Origin of the sequence: Sphingomonas sp. UNC305MFCol5.2 (assembly GCF_000712135.1) — a bacterium.
Taxonomy (GTDB): Bacteria; Pseudomonadota; Alphaproteobacteria; order Sphingomonadales; family Sphingomonadaceae; genus Sphingomonas.
In genome coordinates this window covers 72,474-87,771 of the sequence record NZ_JOOE01000002.1, presented here as the reverse complement: position 1 = coordinate 87,771, position 15,298 = coordinate 72,474, and the positions used below count along the sequence as shown (strand labels likewise).

General features: G+C 66.2%; 14 protein-coding genes. 4 read left to right on the top strand and 10 right to left on the bottom strand.

Annotation, left to right across the window (positions count from 1 at the left end):
* Positions 1 to 37: 37 nt before the first annotated feature.
* On the bottom strand, positions 38 to 1,153 hold the full coding sequence (locus tag BR78_RS0107735; RefSeq protein ID WP_025561280.1) for a 5-methyltetrahydropteroyltriglutamate--homocysteine S-methyltransferase: 1,116 nt from the start codon (positions 1,151 to 1,153) through the stop codon (positions 38 to 40).
* Between the two features lie 167 nt (positions 1,154 to 1,320).
* Between BR78_RS0107735 and BR78_RS0107730 the strand changes: the two genes are divergently transcribed.
* The 4 genes from BR78_RS0107730 (at position 1,321) to BR78_RS0107715 (ending at position 7,208) form a co-directional block, all read left to right on the top strand.
* Positions 1,321 to 2,679 (top strand): MFS transporter, encoded by a 1,359-nt coding sequence (locus BR78_RS0107730; protein ID WP_443027671.1) that lies wholly within the window; start codon positions 1,321 to 1,323, stop codon positions 2,677 to 2,679.
* A gap of 57 nt (positions 2,680 to 2,736) precedes the next feature.
* On the top strand, positions 2,737 to 4,167 hold the full coding sequence (locus BR78_RS0107725) for an aldehyde dehydrogenase (RefSeq protein ID WP_037566373.1): 1,431 nt from the start codon (positions 2,737 to 2,739) through the stop codon (positions 4,165 to 4,167).
* Positions 4,168 to 4,245: 78 nt separating this feature from the next.
* Entirely contained in the window at positions 4,246 to 5,094 is an 849-nt protein-coding gene (locus BR78_RS0107720) for a p-hydroxycinnamoyl CoA hydratase/lyase (RefSeq protein ID WP_029936066.1), read from the top strand.
* Positions 5,095 to 5,120: 26 nt separating this feature from the next.
* Positions 5,121 to 7,208, top strand: a complete 2,088-nt coding sequence (locus BR78_RS0107715) for an acetate--CoA ligase family protein (RefSeq protein WP_029936064.1) — start codon at positions 5,121 to 5,123, stop codon at positions 7,206 to 7,208.
* 10 nt (positions 7,209 to 7,218) lie between these two features.
* On the opposite strand, the gene BR78_RS0107710 is transcribed toward BR78_RS0107715, so the two are convergent.
* From BR78_RS0107710 to BR78_RS0107670, 9 genes are all read right to left on the bottom strand, one after another.
* On the bottom strand, positions 7,219 to 7,677 hold the full coding sequence (locus BR78_RS0107710; protein ID WP_029936062.1) for a MarR family winged helix-turn-helix transcriptional regulator: 459 nt from the start codon (positions 7,675 to 7,677) through the stop codon (positions 7,219 to 7,221).
* An 85-nt stretch (positions 7,678 to 7,762) separates the two neighbouring features.
* Positions 7,763 to 8,764 (bottom strand): aldo/keto reductase, encoded by a 1,002-nt coding sequence (locus BR78_RS0107705; protein ID WP_029936059.1) that lies wholly within the window; start codon positions 8,762 to 8,764, stop codon positions 7,763 to 7,765.
* 2 nt (positions 8,765 to 8,766) lie between these two features.
* Positions 8,767 to 9,936 carry a 4-hydroxybenzoate 3-monooxygenase gene (gene pobA, locus BR78_RS0107700; RefSeq protein ID WP_029936057.1) on the bottom strand — a complete coding sequence of 390 codons (1,170 nt, stop codon included), beginning with the start codon at positions 9,934 to 9,936 and terminating at the stop codon, positions 8,767 to 8,769.
* Complete coding sequence (locus BR78_RS0107695) at positions 9,933 to 10,871, bottom strand: Gfo/Idh/MocA family oxidoreductase (RefSeq protein ID WP_029936054.1); 939 nt, start codon at positions 10,869 to 10,871, stop codon at positions 9,933 to 9,935. Before BR78_RS0107695 ends, pobA begins: the two co-directional genes overlap by 4 nt.
* 4 nt (positions 10,872 to 10,875) lie before the next feature.
* A complete protein-coding gene (locus BR78_RS0107690) occupies positions 10,876 to 11,727 on the bottom strand; it encodes a class III extradiol dioxygenase subunit beta (protein WP_029936052.1) in 852 nt (283 codons plus the stop codon).
* The gene (gene ligA, locus BR78_RS0107685) at positions 11,727 to 12,137 is read right to left on the bottom strand and encodes a protocatechuate 4,5-dioxygenase subunit alpha (RefSeq protein ID WP_029936049.1); all 411 of its coding nucleotides are present in this window, start codon (positions 12,135 to 12,137) and stop codon (positions 11,727 to 11,729) included. The genes BR78_RS0107690 and ligA overlap by 1 nt, the downstream gene beginning before the upstream one ends.
* A gap of 16 nt (positions 12,138 to 12,153) precedes the next feature.
* On the bottom strand, positions 12,154 to 13,179 hold the full coding sequence (locus BR78_RS0107680; RefSeq protein WP_029936047.1) for an amidohydrolase family protein: 1,026 nt from the start codon (positions 13,177 to 13,179) through the stop codon (positions 12,154 to 12,156).
* Positions 13,176 to 14,036: an NAD(P)-dependent oxidoreductase gene (locus BR78_RS0107675; RefSeq protein ID WP_029936045.1), complete on the bottom strand. Its 861-nt coding sequence runs from the start codon at positions 14,034 to 14,036 to the stop codon at positions 13,176 to 13,178. Before BR78_RS0107675 ends, BR78_RS0107680 begins: the two co-directional genes overlap by 4 nt.
* Before the next feature lie 53 nt (positions 14,037 to 14,089).
* Entirely contained in the window at positions 14,090 to 15,286 is a 1,197-nt protein-coding gene (locus BR78_RS0107670; RefSeq protein ID WP_029936043.1) for a LysR family transcriptional regulator, read from the bottom strand.
* Between the last annotated feature and the right edge of the window lie 12 nt (positions 15,287 to 15,298).

Genomic DNA, 15,298 nt, shown 5'->3' with positions numbered 1-15,298 from the left:
CCCGCGATGCCCTGAAGCACCGCGGATCTCCGCACCGTCAGGCGATATCGCCCCAGACCGATCGCGCGACATCGATCACCAGCCGCAGCTTCGCCGCCTGCTGCTCGACGGCGATGTCGTTGCCGTGCACCGTCGACGAGAAGCCGCATTGCGGCGACAGCGCGATTTGATCGAGCGGCATGAATTGCGCGGCCTCGTCGATCCGGCGGCGAACGTCGTCCTCGGATTCGAGCTCGGCAAGCTTGGTGGTGACGAGCCCGAGCACGACGGTCTTGCCGGTCGGTACGTGGCGAAGCGGCGCGAAATCGCCCGATCGCGGATCGTCATATTCCAGGAAATAGCCGTCGACATCCAGTGCGTTGAAAAGCACTTCTGCTACCGGTTCATAACCACCTTCGGCCGCCCAGGAAGACCGGAAATTGCCTCGGCACAGATGGACGCACACCACCATGTCGTCCGGACGGTCGCGGATCGACTGGTTGATGATGTCGGCATAGAGACGCGGAAGGGCATCCGGATCCATGCCGCGTACGCGGGCATTGGCGCGCTGGGTGTCGTCGCAGAGATAGGCGAGATTGGTGTCGTCGAGCTGGAGGTAGCGGCATCCGGCCTCGGCCAGGCTGGCGATCTCGGCGCGATAAGCAGCGGCGAGATCGGCATAGAAATCCTCGAGATCGGGATAAGCGGCTGCGTCGATCGCATCGCGCCCGCCCCGGAAGTGCAGCATCGTCGGCGAGGGGATCGTCACCTTTGGAGTGCGCGTGGTGCAGCTTGCGAGGAACTCGAAATCGCGGCGCTGGATGTCGCGGGCGTGGGCGATCTTGCCGGTGATCTTCATGACCGGAGGCGCATATTCGAGCTCCTTGCCGCCATGCTGATGGAATTTGACCTGGCTGCCGCCGGCCTCCTCGACGCCGTCGAGCTGCAGAAGGAAATCGGTGTGGAAATAGGTCCTGCGGAACTCGCCGTCGGTGATGCCCTGCAGCCCGAGATCCTCCTGGAACTTCACGACGTCACGGATGGCGGCGTCCTCGACAATGCGCAGCGCGTCGGCGTCGATCCGGCCGGACCGATACGCCTCGCGCGCCTCGAGCAGGACTTTCGGACGCAAGAAACTTCCAACATGATCGGCACGGAAGGGGGGCTTCGACACGCGTATCTCTCCTGGTGAATTGTAGGAGTTGCATACAAAATTGCTGTCAGGCATGACAAGGACATTGGCAGCGAAATCGAGGCGATAATCCCGGCATCGCGCAGTGGCCGAACATGCTGCGCCGTCAGAGGGATATTCCGCCAACCGATTGTTGCCTTCCATAACAAATGACCGCACAACATGCGGCAAAGATGGAGAGGATGATGGCGAGCGATCCACGGGCAGTGATCCAGCGCGAGCCGATGTCGCGGTTCCAATGGGGAATCGTGGCGACGATGGTCGGTCTCAACGCGCTCGATGGATTCGACGTGCTGTCGATAAGCTTCGCTTCGCCCGGCATCGCTGCCGAATGGCGGATCGATCGCGCGGCGCTCGGGGTCGTGCTGTCGATGGAGCTCATCGGGATGGCCGCGGGATCGCTCCTGCTGGGTGGCATCGCCGACCGCGTCGGCCGGCGCGCCACCATCCTCCTGTGCCTCGTCATGATGACGATCGGGATGCTCGGGGCTGCCAGCGCAGGTTCGATCATGGTGCTTTCGGGTTGGCGCGTGCTGACCGGTCTCGGCATCGGCGGCATGCTCGCCGCGACCAATGCCGCGGTCGCGGAAGCAGCGAATGACAGGCGCCGCGCGCTGGCGGTGGTGCTGATGGCGGCCGGCTACCCGCTCGGTACGATCATCGGCGGGCTGGTCTCGGCCGTGCTGCTCGCCCATTTCGACTGGCGGGCGGTGTTCCTGTTCGGCGCCACGGCCAGCACTTTGTTCATTCCGATCGTCTTCTGGTGCGCGCCGGAATCGATCGCCTTTCTGGTGCATCGCCGCCCCTCCGGCGCGCTCGAGCGGACCAATCGCATCCTCGGGCGGATGGGCCATGCGCCGGTCGATGCATTGCCGGTGGAAGACACGTCACCGGCCAGGGTGCCGCTGGTCGCCTTGTTCGCGCCGGCGCTGCAGCGGCCGACGATCCTGCTGACGCTTGCCTATCTCGCGCACATCATGACCTTCTACTTCATCCTGAAGTGGATCCCCAAGATCGTGACCGACATGGGTTTCGCGCCGTCGGCGGCCGCTGGCGTGCTGGTCTGGGCAAGCATCGGCGGAGCTACGGGCTCGCTGCTGCTCGGCCTGCTCACCGCGCGCCTGCCGCTCCTGCGCCTCACGATCATCGCGATGCTCGCCTCGACAGCACTCGTCACAGTGTTCGGCGCGGGGCAGGGGAGCCTCGCCGGTTTGTCGGCGGTTGCGGCATTGGCGGGCTTCGCAACGAATGCTGGCGTCGTCGGGCTCTATGCGTTGATCGCACAGAGCTTCCCGACCGCGGTTCGGGCGACCGCCACCGGCGTAGTCATCGGAGTGGGGCGCGGCGGATCGGCATTGGCCCCGGCGCTGGCGGGGCTGCTCTTCGCGCAAGGCCATTCGCTGCAGACGGTGGCGCTGCTGATGGGGCTCGGATCGATCGTGGCAGCGTTGGCGCTGTTCGGCCTGACGACCGCGCGCCGAAGGCCTGCAGTCCCGGTAGCGCCCTGACGGCGCTTGCCACGGCGGGAAATAAGCTATAGTATATAACAAATAGGAGAGGCGTTCATGGCTACGATCGCACCGCCGCGCACCGGCGCTGCCACTTTCACTCGCCGCAACCCCGTCACCGGCGAAGTCGCGACCACCGCAAGGGCGTTCACCGTCGCGGACGCCGATGCCGCAGTCGACGCCGCCGCGGCCGCCTTTGCGACTTGGTCGACGCTCGGCCCGAATGCGCGTCGCGCTGCACTCGGCAAGGCGGCGGCTGCGCTGGAGGCGCGGGCCGACCAGTTCGTCGAGGCGATGATGCACGAAGTGGGCGCCACCGAAGGCTGGGCGCGGTTCAACCTGATGCTCGCAGCGGGCATGGTCCGCGAAGCCGCGGCGCTCACCACCCAGATCGGCGGCGAAGTCATCCCGTCGGACAAGCCGGGCTGCATCGCGATGGCGCTGCGCGAGCCGGTGGGCGTGATGCTCGGCATCGCGCCGTGGAACGCCCCGATCATCCTCGGCGTGCGCGCCGTCGCCGTGCCGCTCGCCTGCGGCAACACCGTGGTGCTCAAGGCCAGCGAGCAGTGCCCGCGCACGCACAGCCTGATCGCCGAGGCATTTGCCGAAGCCGGCCTGCCCGAGGGCGCGGTCAGCATCGTCACCAATGCACCCGAAGACGCCGGCGAGATCGTCGGCGCGCTGATCGACAATCGCCATGTCCGCCGGATCAACTTCACCGGCTCGACTGCGGTGGGGCGCATCATCGCGAAGCGCGCGGCGGAGCATCTCAAGCCCGTATTGCTCGAACTGGGCGGCAAGGCGCCGCTGATCGTGCTCGACGACGCGGATCTCGACGAGGCCGTGAAGGCGGCGGCGTTCGGTGCGTTCATGAACCAGGGCCAGATCTGCATGTCGACCGAGCGGATCATCGTGGTCGACGCCGTTGCCGACGCGTTCGCCGAAAAGTTCGCTGCCAAGGCGAAGACCATGGCCGTGGGAGACCCGCGCCAGGGCAAGACGCCGCTCGGCGCCGTGATCGACCGCAAGACGGTCGATTGCGTGCGCGGCCTTGTCGACGACGCGCTTGCCCAGGGCGCGGACCAGCTCGTCGGCGGAGAAGCTGACGGTGTGCTGATGCCGGCGCATGTGATCGATCGCGTCACGCCCGAAATGCGGCTGTTCCGCGAGGAGAGCTTCGGTCCGGTGGTGGCGATCACCCGCGCGCGCGACGAGGCGCATGCGATCGCACTCGCCAACGACACCGAATACGGCCTGTCGGCGGCGGTGTTCACGCGCGACACCGCACGCGGGCTGCGCGTGGCGCGCCAGATCCGATCGGGCATCTGCCACGTCAACGGGCCCACCGTGCACGACGAGCCGCAGATGCCGTTCGGCGGAGTCAACGCGTCCGGCTATGGCCGCTTCGGCGGCAAGGCCGGCATCGACGCCTTCACCGAATTGCGCTGGATCACCATCGAGACCCAGCCCGGCCATTATCCGATCTGAGCGGGCCCACATCGCGCACGTCATCCACCCCTTCAACGCATCACGCCTCCGTCCGGAGGAAGTCGAATAGGAACGTCCATGACCGAACTGAGCAGCAACGGCGTCGTCGCTTATGATGTCGAGGGCGGCATCGCCTGGGTGCGCTTCAATCGTCCCGACAAGCGCAATGCGATGAGCCCGACCCTGAATCGCGACATGGGCGAAGTGCTCGACCAGCTCGAATTCCGCGACGATGTCGGCGTGCTGGTGTTGTCGGGCGAGGGCCCGGCGTGGAGCGCCGGCATGGACCTCAAGGAATATTTCCGCGAGACCGAAGCCAAGGGCCTGGGCGCGACGCGCAAGGCCCAGCGCGAGAGCTATGGCTGGTGGCGCCGGCTGCGCTGGTACCAGAAGCCGACGATCGCGATGGTCAATGGCTGGTGCTTCGGCGGCGGCTATGGCCCGCTGTTCGCATGCGATCTGGCCTTCGCCGCCGAGGATGCACAATTCGGCCTGTCCGAAATCAACTGGGGCATCCTGCCGGGCGGCGGCGCAACCAAGATCGCCGTCGAGCTGATGCCGTTCCGCAAGGCGATGTACCACGCGATGACGGGCGAGAATATCGATGGCAGGACTGCCGTCGAATGGGGGCTGGTCAACGAAGCCCTGCCGCTCGCCGAGCTCAAGGCGCGCGTTACCGAAGTGGCGAAGGTGCTCCTCCAGAAGAACCCGGTCGCGTTGAAGGGCGCGAAGGACGCGATCCGTCGCGTGTCGGAAATGACCTATGACAATGCCGAGGACTATCTGGTCCGCGCGCAGGAGGCGGCCAATTCGTACGACAATACCGGCCGCAAGGAAGGCATCCGCCAGTTCATCGACGAGAAGAGCTACAAGCCGGGCCTCGGTGCCTATGACAAGGATCGCGTCGGTTCCGGGGCGAAGGGCTGACGGCGGCGCGTTCGGAAAGTCCGGCAATGGCTGACCTGTCTCGCTTGCTTGCGCCACGATCAGTTGCGATCGTCGGCGCTTCGCCGACGCCCGGCGCGCTCGGCAACAGCGTGCTGCGCAACCTCGAGCGGCACGGCTATGCCGGGAACATCCATCTGATCAATCCGAAACGGGATGAGATCGACGGCCGCCCTTGCCTCAAGTCGATCGACGATCTGCCCGATGGCGTGGATGCGGCGGTGCTCGCCATTCCCGGGCCGGCGGTGCTCGATGCGGTACGCGCGCTGGCCGAACGCAAGGTAGGCGCGGCGATCATCTTCTCCGCCGGCTTTGCCGAAGGCGGCGAGGCAGGACTCGCCGCACAGGCCGAAGTCGCGCGGATCGCCGCCGGGAGCGGAATGGTGATCGAAGGGCCGAATTGCCTCGGCATGGTCAATTATGCCGCGGGCATTCCCTTGACCTTCGTCGAGGCGCCGGTGCTCGAACTCGCGGGCCGGCCGGCGGTCGGCATCGTCAGCCAGTCCGGCGCGATGGCGGTGGTGCTGGGCACCACGCTGATGGCCAAGAACCTCGGCATCACGCTCTCGGTTTCGACGGGAAACGAGGCCGCGAGCGGCGTCGAGGACTATGTCGAGCATCTGATCGCCGATCGGGCTACTCGCGTGATCGGCATGATCGTCGAGCAGTTTCGCGATCCGGCACGCTTCCTGTCGGTAGCCGGGCGTGCGCGTGCGGCGGGCAAGACGATCGTTTTGCTGCACCCGGGCACGTCGAGCGCGGCGCGCGAGTCCGCCGCCACGCATACCGGCGCGATGGCCGGCGACTGGGAATTGATGCGCGCCAAGGTGGAGCGCGCCGGTGTCGTTCTGGTCGACAGCCTCGAAGCGCTGGGCGATGTGCTCGAGATCGTGGCCCGAGCCGCGCCGCTTGGTCGCGGCGGCGCAGCCGTGCTGACCGAATCCGGCGCGTTCAAGGCGCTTACGCTCGATCTGGCGGAGCGCATCGGGCTGGAATTGCCGCCCGTGGAGGGTGCCACGGCGGCCGCGATGCGCGCGGCCTTGCCGTCCTTCATTCCCGTGTCCAATCCGATGGACCTGACCGCGCAGGCGCTCGTCGATCCCGATCTTTATCGCCGCACGCTGGAGCCCCTGCTGGAAGACCCCGCTTATGCCGCAATGGTGCTCGCGATCATCCAGACCGACGAGACGACCAGCGCGCGCAAATTCCTGCCGATCATCGATGCGGTAAAGGCGCTCGAGCCCGGCAAGCCGGTGGTCTTTGCCGGGCTGGACGACGGCGCGGCGGTCCCGGCTGAATATATCGCGGCGCTCCGCGCGCTCGGGGTGCCCTATTTCCCTTCGCCGGACCGCGCATTCCGAGCATTGCGCCACCTTATGCGCCACGCGGCACTCGATGAGACACGGAGTGCAGCGGCGCCGATCGCGCTCAAGCTGCCGCGCGGCGTGATCCCCGAATATCGCGCCAAGCAGCTGCTCGCGCCGACGGGGATTCCCTTTCCGCGCGGCGACTTCGCAGAGTCGATCGAGGAAGCGAAGGCGATTGCCGCCGGGATCGGCTACCCCGTGGTGCTCAAGGCGCAGGCGGCTGCGCTGAGCCACAAGAGCGATGCCGGGGGCGTGATCCTCAACATCGGCGATTCCGCCGCGCTGGAGGCTGCGTGGCAGCGCCTCTACGCCAATGTCCGAAGCCATGACGCGGCGATCCGCCTCGACGGCGTGCTAGTCGAGGCGATGGGCGAACGCGGGATCGAACTGATCGTCGGCGCACGCAACGATCCAGACTGGGGCCCGATCCTGCTCGTCGGATTCGGAGGCGTGACTGCCGAATTGCTGCGCGACGTACGATTGCTCCCGCACGACGTTCCGCCCGAGGCGATCGCCGCGGCGCTGCGGGGGCTGAAGCAGGGGCAGCTGCTCGACGGTTATCGCGGATCGCCTCCGCTCGACGTGGAAGCGATGGCGGAGGTGATCGCGACTTTGGGCCGCGTTCTTGCCGGAACGCCGTCGATCCGCGAGATCGATCTCAATCCGCTCGTCGTCTATCCGCAGGGGACAGGAGTGGTGGCGCTCGATGCGTTGATCCTCAACGACTGATCGGGCCGCGTCAGGCCTCTTCGATTTCGGGCGCCCGACGCTCGATGCGGGCCAACAGGTCGAGAAGCGTCGCCTGTTCTTGCCGACTGAGGTCCGCCAGCATCCGCTGTTCGTGCGCGGCGATCCGCCGGACGGCGTCTTTCAGCGCAACCGTGCCTGCATCGGTGGGCTTGAGCGAGAAGGCCCTGCGATCACTGGCGTCGACTGCCCGATCGACCAGCCCCTTGTCGACGAGCTCGTTGATCAGCGAAACCATGTTGGCGCGCTTGATCCCGAGCACCCGGCCGACGGCGCCTTGATTGATGCCGGGATTTGCCGCCACCACCGAAAGCACGGCGAAGGGCACCTGGCGGAGCCCGGTGCCCTCCATCTCGGCGAGGAAATCGCTGGAGAAGGCGCTCCATGCGCGGCGCAGATGATAGCCCACCAACGGCGCCAACGCGCCTATGTTCTCTTGCTCTCGCGACATGGCAATGGTGCAAGCAAGTTTCATCGACTGCGTCAATGCGCCAGCGTGTCGGCCGTCTTCGTAATTCAGGGCGGATGCCGAACGGTCAGTCGAGTTCCTCATCGAGAAAGACTTCGGTGCTCACTTGCGCTTGCATCGGCCGGGAATAGCGTGCCCCGTGGATCGCGCCGGGCGCGAAGATCGCTTCGGCGCGGACCAGCACGTCGGCAGGAAGCGCGATCGTGGCGGCGGCAAGGTTTTCCTCGAGATGATCGATCCGTGTCGTGCCGGGGATCGGCACGATGTGCGGCGCCCTGGCCAGCAGCCACGCGAGCGCGAGTTGCGCCGGTGAGATTCCCGCCTCCCGCGCGAGTGCCTCATGGACGCGCACGGGCCCCAGATTGTGCGCGAGATTGGCGCCGGTGAAGCGCGGCATGTGGATGCGAATGTCGCCGCTCGCATAGGCGTCGTCGCGCACCCCCATAGCCAGCAGCCCGCGTGCGACGGGCGAGAAGGCGACGAAGCCGATGCCGAGCTCGGCGCAGGTATCGAGCACGGCGATCTCGGGATTGCGCACGGTGAGCGAATATTCGGTCTGCACAGCGGTGACGGGGTGCACTGCGTGTGCGCGGCGGATCGTCTCGGCGGACATTTCCGAAAGCCCGATCGCGCCGATCTTGCCGGCCTGCTTCGCACGGACGAGCGCCCCGACCGACTCCTCGATCGGCACGTCCTTGTCGGGGCGGTGAAGATACATCAGGTCGATATGATCGGTGCCGAGCCGTTTGAGCGACCCGTCGATCGAGGCGGCGATCGCTTGCGGAGAGCCGTCCAGGACTCGCTTGCCGTCGCGCATGCCGAGCACGCACTTGCTGGCGAGCGTGAATTCGCCGCGACGATGCCCGATTGCGGAAGCGATCAGCCGCTCGTTATTGCCGCCGCCATAGAGCGCGGCGGTGTCGAGCATGGTCACGCCCAGGTCCAGCGCGCGATTGAGCAGGCGTTCGCCTTCGGCGGGCGCGGGGGGCACGCCGTAGGCATGGCTAAGGTTCATGCACCCGAGCGAAATGGCGGAAACATTGAACGGACCGATCGCGCGTTCCGGCATCTTCAAAGCGGTAATCCCACATAATTCTCGGCGATCGCCCGCTGCATCGCCTCGGAGGATGCGACATAATCGAGCTCGGCCCTCTGCATGCGATGCTCGAAACTCCCGTCCTCAGGGAATCGATGCATCAGCTTGGTCAGATACCAGCTGAACCGCTCGGCCTTCCAGATGCGTGCGAGCGCTTTCGTTTCATACCCTGCAAGCGCCGAATCGTCGCCGCTCCTGTAATGCGCGATCAACGCGTCGGAGAGATAGGCGACGTCCGAGGCGGCGAGATTGAGCCCCTTCGCGCCCGTCGGAGGCACGATGTGCGCCGCGTCGCCGGCGAGGAACAGCCGGCCATAGCGCATCGTCTCGAATACATAGGAGCGCAGCGGCGCGATCGACATCTCCAGCGCCGGTCCGCGCGTGACGCCGTGCTTCGAGATCGGATCGAAGCGCTGTGCGAGTTCATCCCATAACCGTGCCTCGGGCCAATCCTCCAACGTCTCGCTCAGCGGTACCTGGATATAATAACGGCTGCGTGTCGCCGATCGCATCGACGCGAGTGCGAAGCCGCGTTCGCCGTTGGCGTAGATCAGCTCGGGATGGCATGGTGGCACATCGGCGAGAATTCCGAGCCAGCCGAACGGATATTCGCGCTCGAACTCGCGCACGCGCGCCGCCGGGATCGCCCTGCGCGAAGGACCGTGGAAGCCGTCGCAGCCGGCGATGAAGTCAGCATGGATCCGGTGCTCTACGCCGTTCTTCACATAGCTGAGCGAGGGCAGATCGCTTTCGAGATCGTGCAGCCCCACGTCTTTGGCCTCATAAACGACCTCCAGCCCGCGTTCCGCCGCCGCGTCCATCAGATCGCGCGTGACTTCAGTCTGGCCATAGACGACGACATGCTTGCCGGTGAGCCGAGTGATCTCGATGCGGATCAGCCGTTCGCCGTCCGCAAGGTTGAAACCCTCTTCGAGCAGGCCACACGCCTTGAGCCCGGCGTCGATGCCGAGCCGCTCCATGAGATCGGTCGTCACAGTCTCGAGCACGCCGGCACGGATGCGGCCGAGCACATAATCGGCGGATTGCCGCTCGACGATCACGCAGTCGATGCCGGCCGCGCGCAGCAAATGACCGAGCAGCAGGCCGGAGGGGCCGCTGCCGATGATCGCGACCTGGGTCTTCACTCCCGGAGCTGCTTCTCGAGTGCGTCGAGCACGCGGTAGCAGGGCAGCACCTGCGCCACCGAGCTATTGGGTTCGCGCCCTTCGCGGATGGCGCCGATGAACTCGCGGTCCTGGAGCTCGATGCCATTGTTCGAGACCGCGACGCCGGACAAGTTGACCGGCTCTTCCTTGCCCGTCACCAGATCGTCGTAGCGCGCGATCCACGTGCCGTTGTCGCAGATGTAGCGGAAGAAGGTGCCGAGCGGCCCGTCATTGTTGAAGCTGAGCGAAAGCGTGCAGATCGCGCCGCTCTCGGCCTTGAGCTGGATCGACATGTCCATGGCGATGCCCAGCTCCGGGTGGATCGGGCCCTGCAGCGCATTGGCCTGGATGATCGGGCCAGCCTGATATGCGAACAGGTCGACCGTATGCGCCGCGTGATGCCATAGCAGGTGATCGGTCCAGCTGCGTGCTTCGCCCTTCGCGTTCATGTTCTTGCGGCGGAAGAAATAGGTCTGGACGTCCATCTGCTGGACTGCGGCTTCGCCGCCCTCGAACTTGCGGTGGAGATATTGATGGCTCGGATTGAAGCGGCGGGTGTGGCCGACCATCGCGACGAGGCCTGTCTCCTGCTGCTTTTTGAGCACGGCTTCGCCGTCGGCAAGGCTGTCGCAGAGCGGGATCTCGATCTGGACGTGCTTGCCTGCCTCGAGGCATTGGAGCGCCTGTTCGGCATGCATCTGGGTGGGTGTGCACAATATGACCGCGTCCAGGTCGAGCGCGAGGCTGTCGGCCAGCTCGGTGGTGACGTGGCCGATGCCATATTTGTCCGCAATTGCTTGCGTAGCGTCCAATCGGCGACCGACGAGGCTGACGACTTCGACCCCGTCGATGTTCTTCAGCCCGTCGAGGTGCTTTTCTCCAAAGGCGCCGGCGCCGGCTAGTGCGATCTTCATTTTCTCATTCCTGTTCGGGGAGAGGCTCGAGCACGATGTGGCCGACCGCGGTGTTGCTTGCAGGCACGTGATAGTGGCGATGAAGCGTCCGGGTGGCGCGCCCCAGCGCGCCGCGCATCACCAGCCACATCACCATCTCGATGCCTTCGGAGCCCGTCTCGCGCAGATATTCGATATGCGGAATATGGCGCAGCGCGTCGGTGTCGCCTTCCAGCCGGTCGAGGAAGCGATTGTCCCATTCGGCGTTGATCAGCCCGGCGCGGGGCCCCTGAAGCTGGTGGCTCATCCCGCCGGTGCCCCAGACCTGCACGTTGAGGTCTTCGGGGAAGCTCGCCACCGCGCGCGCGATCGCCTCGCCCAGCGCCCAGCAGCGATTGCCCGAGGGCGGGGGGTAGGTGACGACGTTGACCGCGATCGGGATCACCTTGGCCGGCCACTTTTCGGGCTGGCCGAACATCATGCTCAGCGGAACGGTCAGGCCATGATCGACGTCCATCTCGTTGATGATCGTCATGTCGAATTCGTCGAGGATCAGGCTCTGCGCGATATGCCAGGCGAGGTCGGGATGCCCCGGCACGACCGGCACCCGGCGGGGTCCCCAGCCTTCGTCGGCGGGGCGGAATTCCTCGGCACAGCCGATCGCGAAGGTCGGGATCACCTTCATGTCGAAAGCGGAGGCGTGGTCGTTGTAGACGAGGATGACGACGTCGGGCTTCTGCTCCGCCTCCCAGGCCCTGGTCCATTCATAGCCCGCAAAGGCGGGCTTCCAATATGCCTCTTCGGTCTTGCCCAGATCGGTGGCGACGCCGAGCGCCGGGATGTGGCTCGTCGCCACGCCTGCGGTGATCCGCGCCATCAGTTTTTATCCTTGAGGGAGCGAAGGCCTTCCGGCGAACGGCCGCCGGCGAGCATCATCGCCTGATAATCCTCGAGGCTCATCCCGCTCATCGTCGAGACCGCCTGGAGAAAGCTCTGGCCGTCGGTCGAGAAGACCTTGGCCATGAAGTAGATGTTGCCGCCGAGATCGAGCAGGCGGTTGTAGTCGCGGTCGAGCAGGGCCTGCTTCTGCGCGTCGGTGAGCTTCCACTCCTCCAGATAGGCGCGCTCGTCGGCCTTCCAGCGCTCGCGATTCTCGGGCTTCATCAGGCTCATCGCGAACTGGTTGAGATGATAGCCCTGACGCGCGCGCGCCGCCGTGAACACGCGCGTGCCGGGGATGTCGTCGAACTCGGCGAGATATTGGTGGATGTCTCGGGGCGCCGTCACTGGGCATTCTCCTCTGTCACAGGCCCCGCGCCCGAAGCTTCGCGTCGAGCCGGGGAAAGACGCGGCGGGCATTGCCCTCGAAGATCGCGTGGCGCTGGCCGTCGTCGATCGGCAGCGCGTCGACATAGCGCTTCGTGTCATCGAAATAATGGCCGGTCTGCGGATCGATCCCGCGCACCGCGCCCACCATCTCGCTGCCGAACAGGATGTTCTTGCTGTCGATCACCTCGGCCAGCAGATCGATGCCCGGCTGGTGATAGACGCAGGTGTCGAAGAAGACGTTGTTCATCAAATGCCCGTCGAGGCTCGGCTGCCTGAGCATATCCGCGAGGCCGCGGTAGCGCCCCCAATGATAAGGCACCGCGCCGCCGCCGTGCGGGATGATGAAGCGGAGCGTCGGGAAATCGGCGAACAGATTACCCTCGATCAACTGCATGAAGGCGATCGTGTCCGCGGCGATGTAATAGGCGCCGGTGGCGTGGAGCCCGGGATTGCAGCTGCCCGAGACGTGGATCATCGCCGGCACGTCGAGCTCGACCATCTTCTCGTAGAAGGGATACCAGAATTTGTCGGTGAGTGGCGGCGCGGTGAAGTGCCCACCGCCCGGATCGGGATTGAGGTTGCAGCCGATGAAACCGAGTTCGCCCACGCAGCGCTCCAGTTCCTCGATCGAGCCGGTCAGGTCCGCCTTCGGGTTCTGCGGCAGCATGCACACGCCGGCAAAGGTCTCCGGGTAGAGCGCGACGCAGCGGGCGATGAGGTCGTTATTGGCGCGTGCCCATGCTTTCGCGACGGCCTCGTCACCGACATGCGGCGCCATCGCCGAGGCGCGGGGGGAGAAGATCGTCATATCCGCGCCGCGCTCGCGGATCAGGCGGATCTGGTTCGCTTCGAGCGTTTCTCGGATCTCGTCGTCGGAGATGGTGGGGTAGGGCGGGGCGGCTTCGTCCGCCTTGAACGCTGCCTTCTGCGCCTCGCGCCACGCGTTATGCGCGGCCGGCGCGGTGGTGTAGTGGCCATGGCAATCGATGATCAGCGTCACGCGGCCTTCGCCTTTCGATCGAGGATGAGGCCGAGCTTGGCGTCGAGCCCCTCGGGAGCCGTCTGGCCGATCGCGCCGATTTCGCGCTGGCGCCGGATAGTGCCGCGAGTCATCGCCGGCTCGATGCCGAGCGCCTCGAGTGTCCGGGCAGCTTCCTCCATCTCCGCGGCGCGGCGGGTGCCGTGAACCAGCATGCGATCGAGATTATAGTCGGCGCGTTCGGCCCAGGAGCGGCCACGCTCGCTGGCGTCGAGCGAGGCGAGCACTTCGTCGCGCACGCCCGCAGCCTCGGCGGCGAGCATGCATTCGGCGGTGAGCGCCTCGATCCCCTTGACGACCACAGAACGGATCATCTTCACGGCCGATGCCGCGCCGATGCTACCTTCGATCACACGCACCTGCGTGAACCCCATCGCCTGCAAAAGGGCCGCCGCCGCCCCGGCATGCGGCCCGCTCGCCAGCAGCGGCACGCCGCGGCCTGCGGGATGCACCGGGGCCATCACCGCCACGTCGACATAGCGGCCGCCGTTGCCTTCGATCGCCGCCGCGGCTGCGCTTTTGGTCTCGGGAGCGACGCTGTTCATATCGAGCCACAAAGCGCCGGAGGGCAGATGTGAAGCGTAGTCCCGCGCCGCGGCAAGCGCCTGATCCGCCGTCACCAGCGACAGCGCAGCCACGACCCCGGCAAGTGCCTCTTCGGGTCGACCAGCGCCAGCCACACCGGCTTCGGCGAGCGCGGCATTCATCTCAAGGCCGGTCTTCAGATCATATGCTGAGAGAGCGAAGTCGCGCGCATGACCCGTCGCGAAGGCGCGGGCCGCTTCGCCGAAACCGATCAAAGCGATCTTTCTCTCCATTCCCTACGACTGGATCGCTGCAGCGCGCGCAGCCAATCGGTTTTGCGGGATAGCTATTGATTTTCCGGAATTTCCGACACGGCACGCAGCAAATCGAGGAAGCGCGCCTGCGCCGCTGTCGGACGCCAGCTTTCGCGCAGCGTGATCCCGATCGTGCGGCTGCTTTGCGGCAAGAGCGGGCCGATCGTGGTGAGCACACCCGTTGCCGCTTCGAGCGCCACTTGATCCGGCGAGAGCAAAGTGAGGAAGTCGCTCTCGCGCAGCACTTCGCGGATCACCATCACCGATCCGCACTCGATCGGCGCGGGCGGCAGCGAATGTCCGGCAAAAAGCGCCTCCCAATGGCCGCGCAGCGGCGTCCCCGCCTGACCGACGATCCACGGATAGTCTGCGAGCTGCGCGAGCGTCGGTGCAGCTTCGCGAGCAAGCGGATGGCCGGCGCGTGCGATCACGACGAGTTGGTCGACCAGCAGCGGCACTTGCGTGGCGCCGCGGGGCGAATGCTCGCGCAGCGCGCCGATCGTCAGATCGAGCACCCCGTCGAGCAGCGGGTCGATCAATTCGCGCCACGATCCTTCGACCACGTCGATGCGCATTCGTGGATATTCTCGCGTGAAGCGTGCGATGGCGCGCGGCAGGATCAGCGCGCGCGACAGCGGCATCGCGCCGATCGTCAGGCTGCCGCCCTGCGCCACCGCGTTGCCCTCGATCTCCGCGATCGCGGCGGCCAGCTCGCCGCGGGCCAACCGCACCCCACGCGCGAGCCGTATGCCGGCGGCGGTCAGCGCGACGCCGCGGCCGCGGCGCTCGATCAGCGGATAGCCGCAAATCTGCTCGATCTCGCGCGCGGCGCGGTGCAGCGCGGGCTGTGACAAGCCCGTCGCCTCGGCAGCGCGTGCGAAGCCGCCCGCATCGGCGAGCGCAAGGAACGCACGCAATTGCGTGCCTGTCATCAGCAGCTCCGGGCGGGCGAAGCCGCGCCCGCCGCCGCGTACCGCCTGGCCGATATGCCCGATCGCCGCATCGCTGCGATCTGCGAGTAGCCGCCCCTCCGCGGTCGGCGACATGCCCCCCGCATGGCGTTCGAACAATGGCGTGCCGAGGCGCTGCTCGATCTTGGCAATGCCCTGAGTGAGTGCTGGTTGGGAGAGCCCGACTGCTTCCGCCGCGGCGCTCATGCTGCCGCGGCCGATGATCGCCGAGAGCGCGCGCAGGTGGCGCGGATTGAGGTCGAAGGGCTCGAGCTTCATGCGCATCCAATA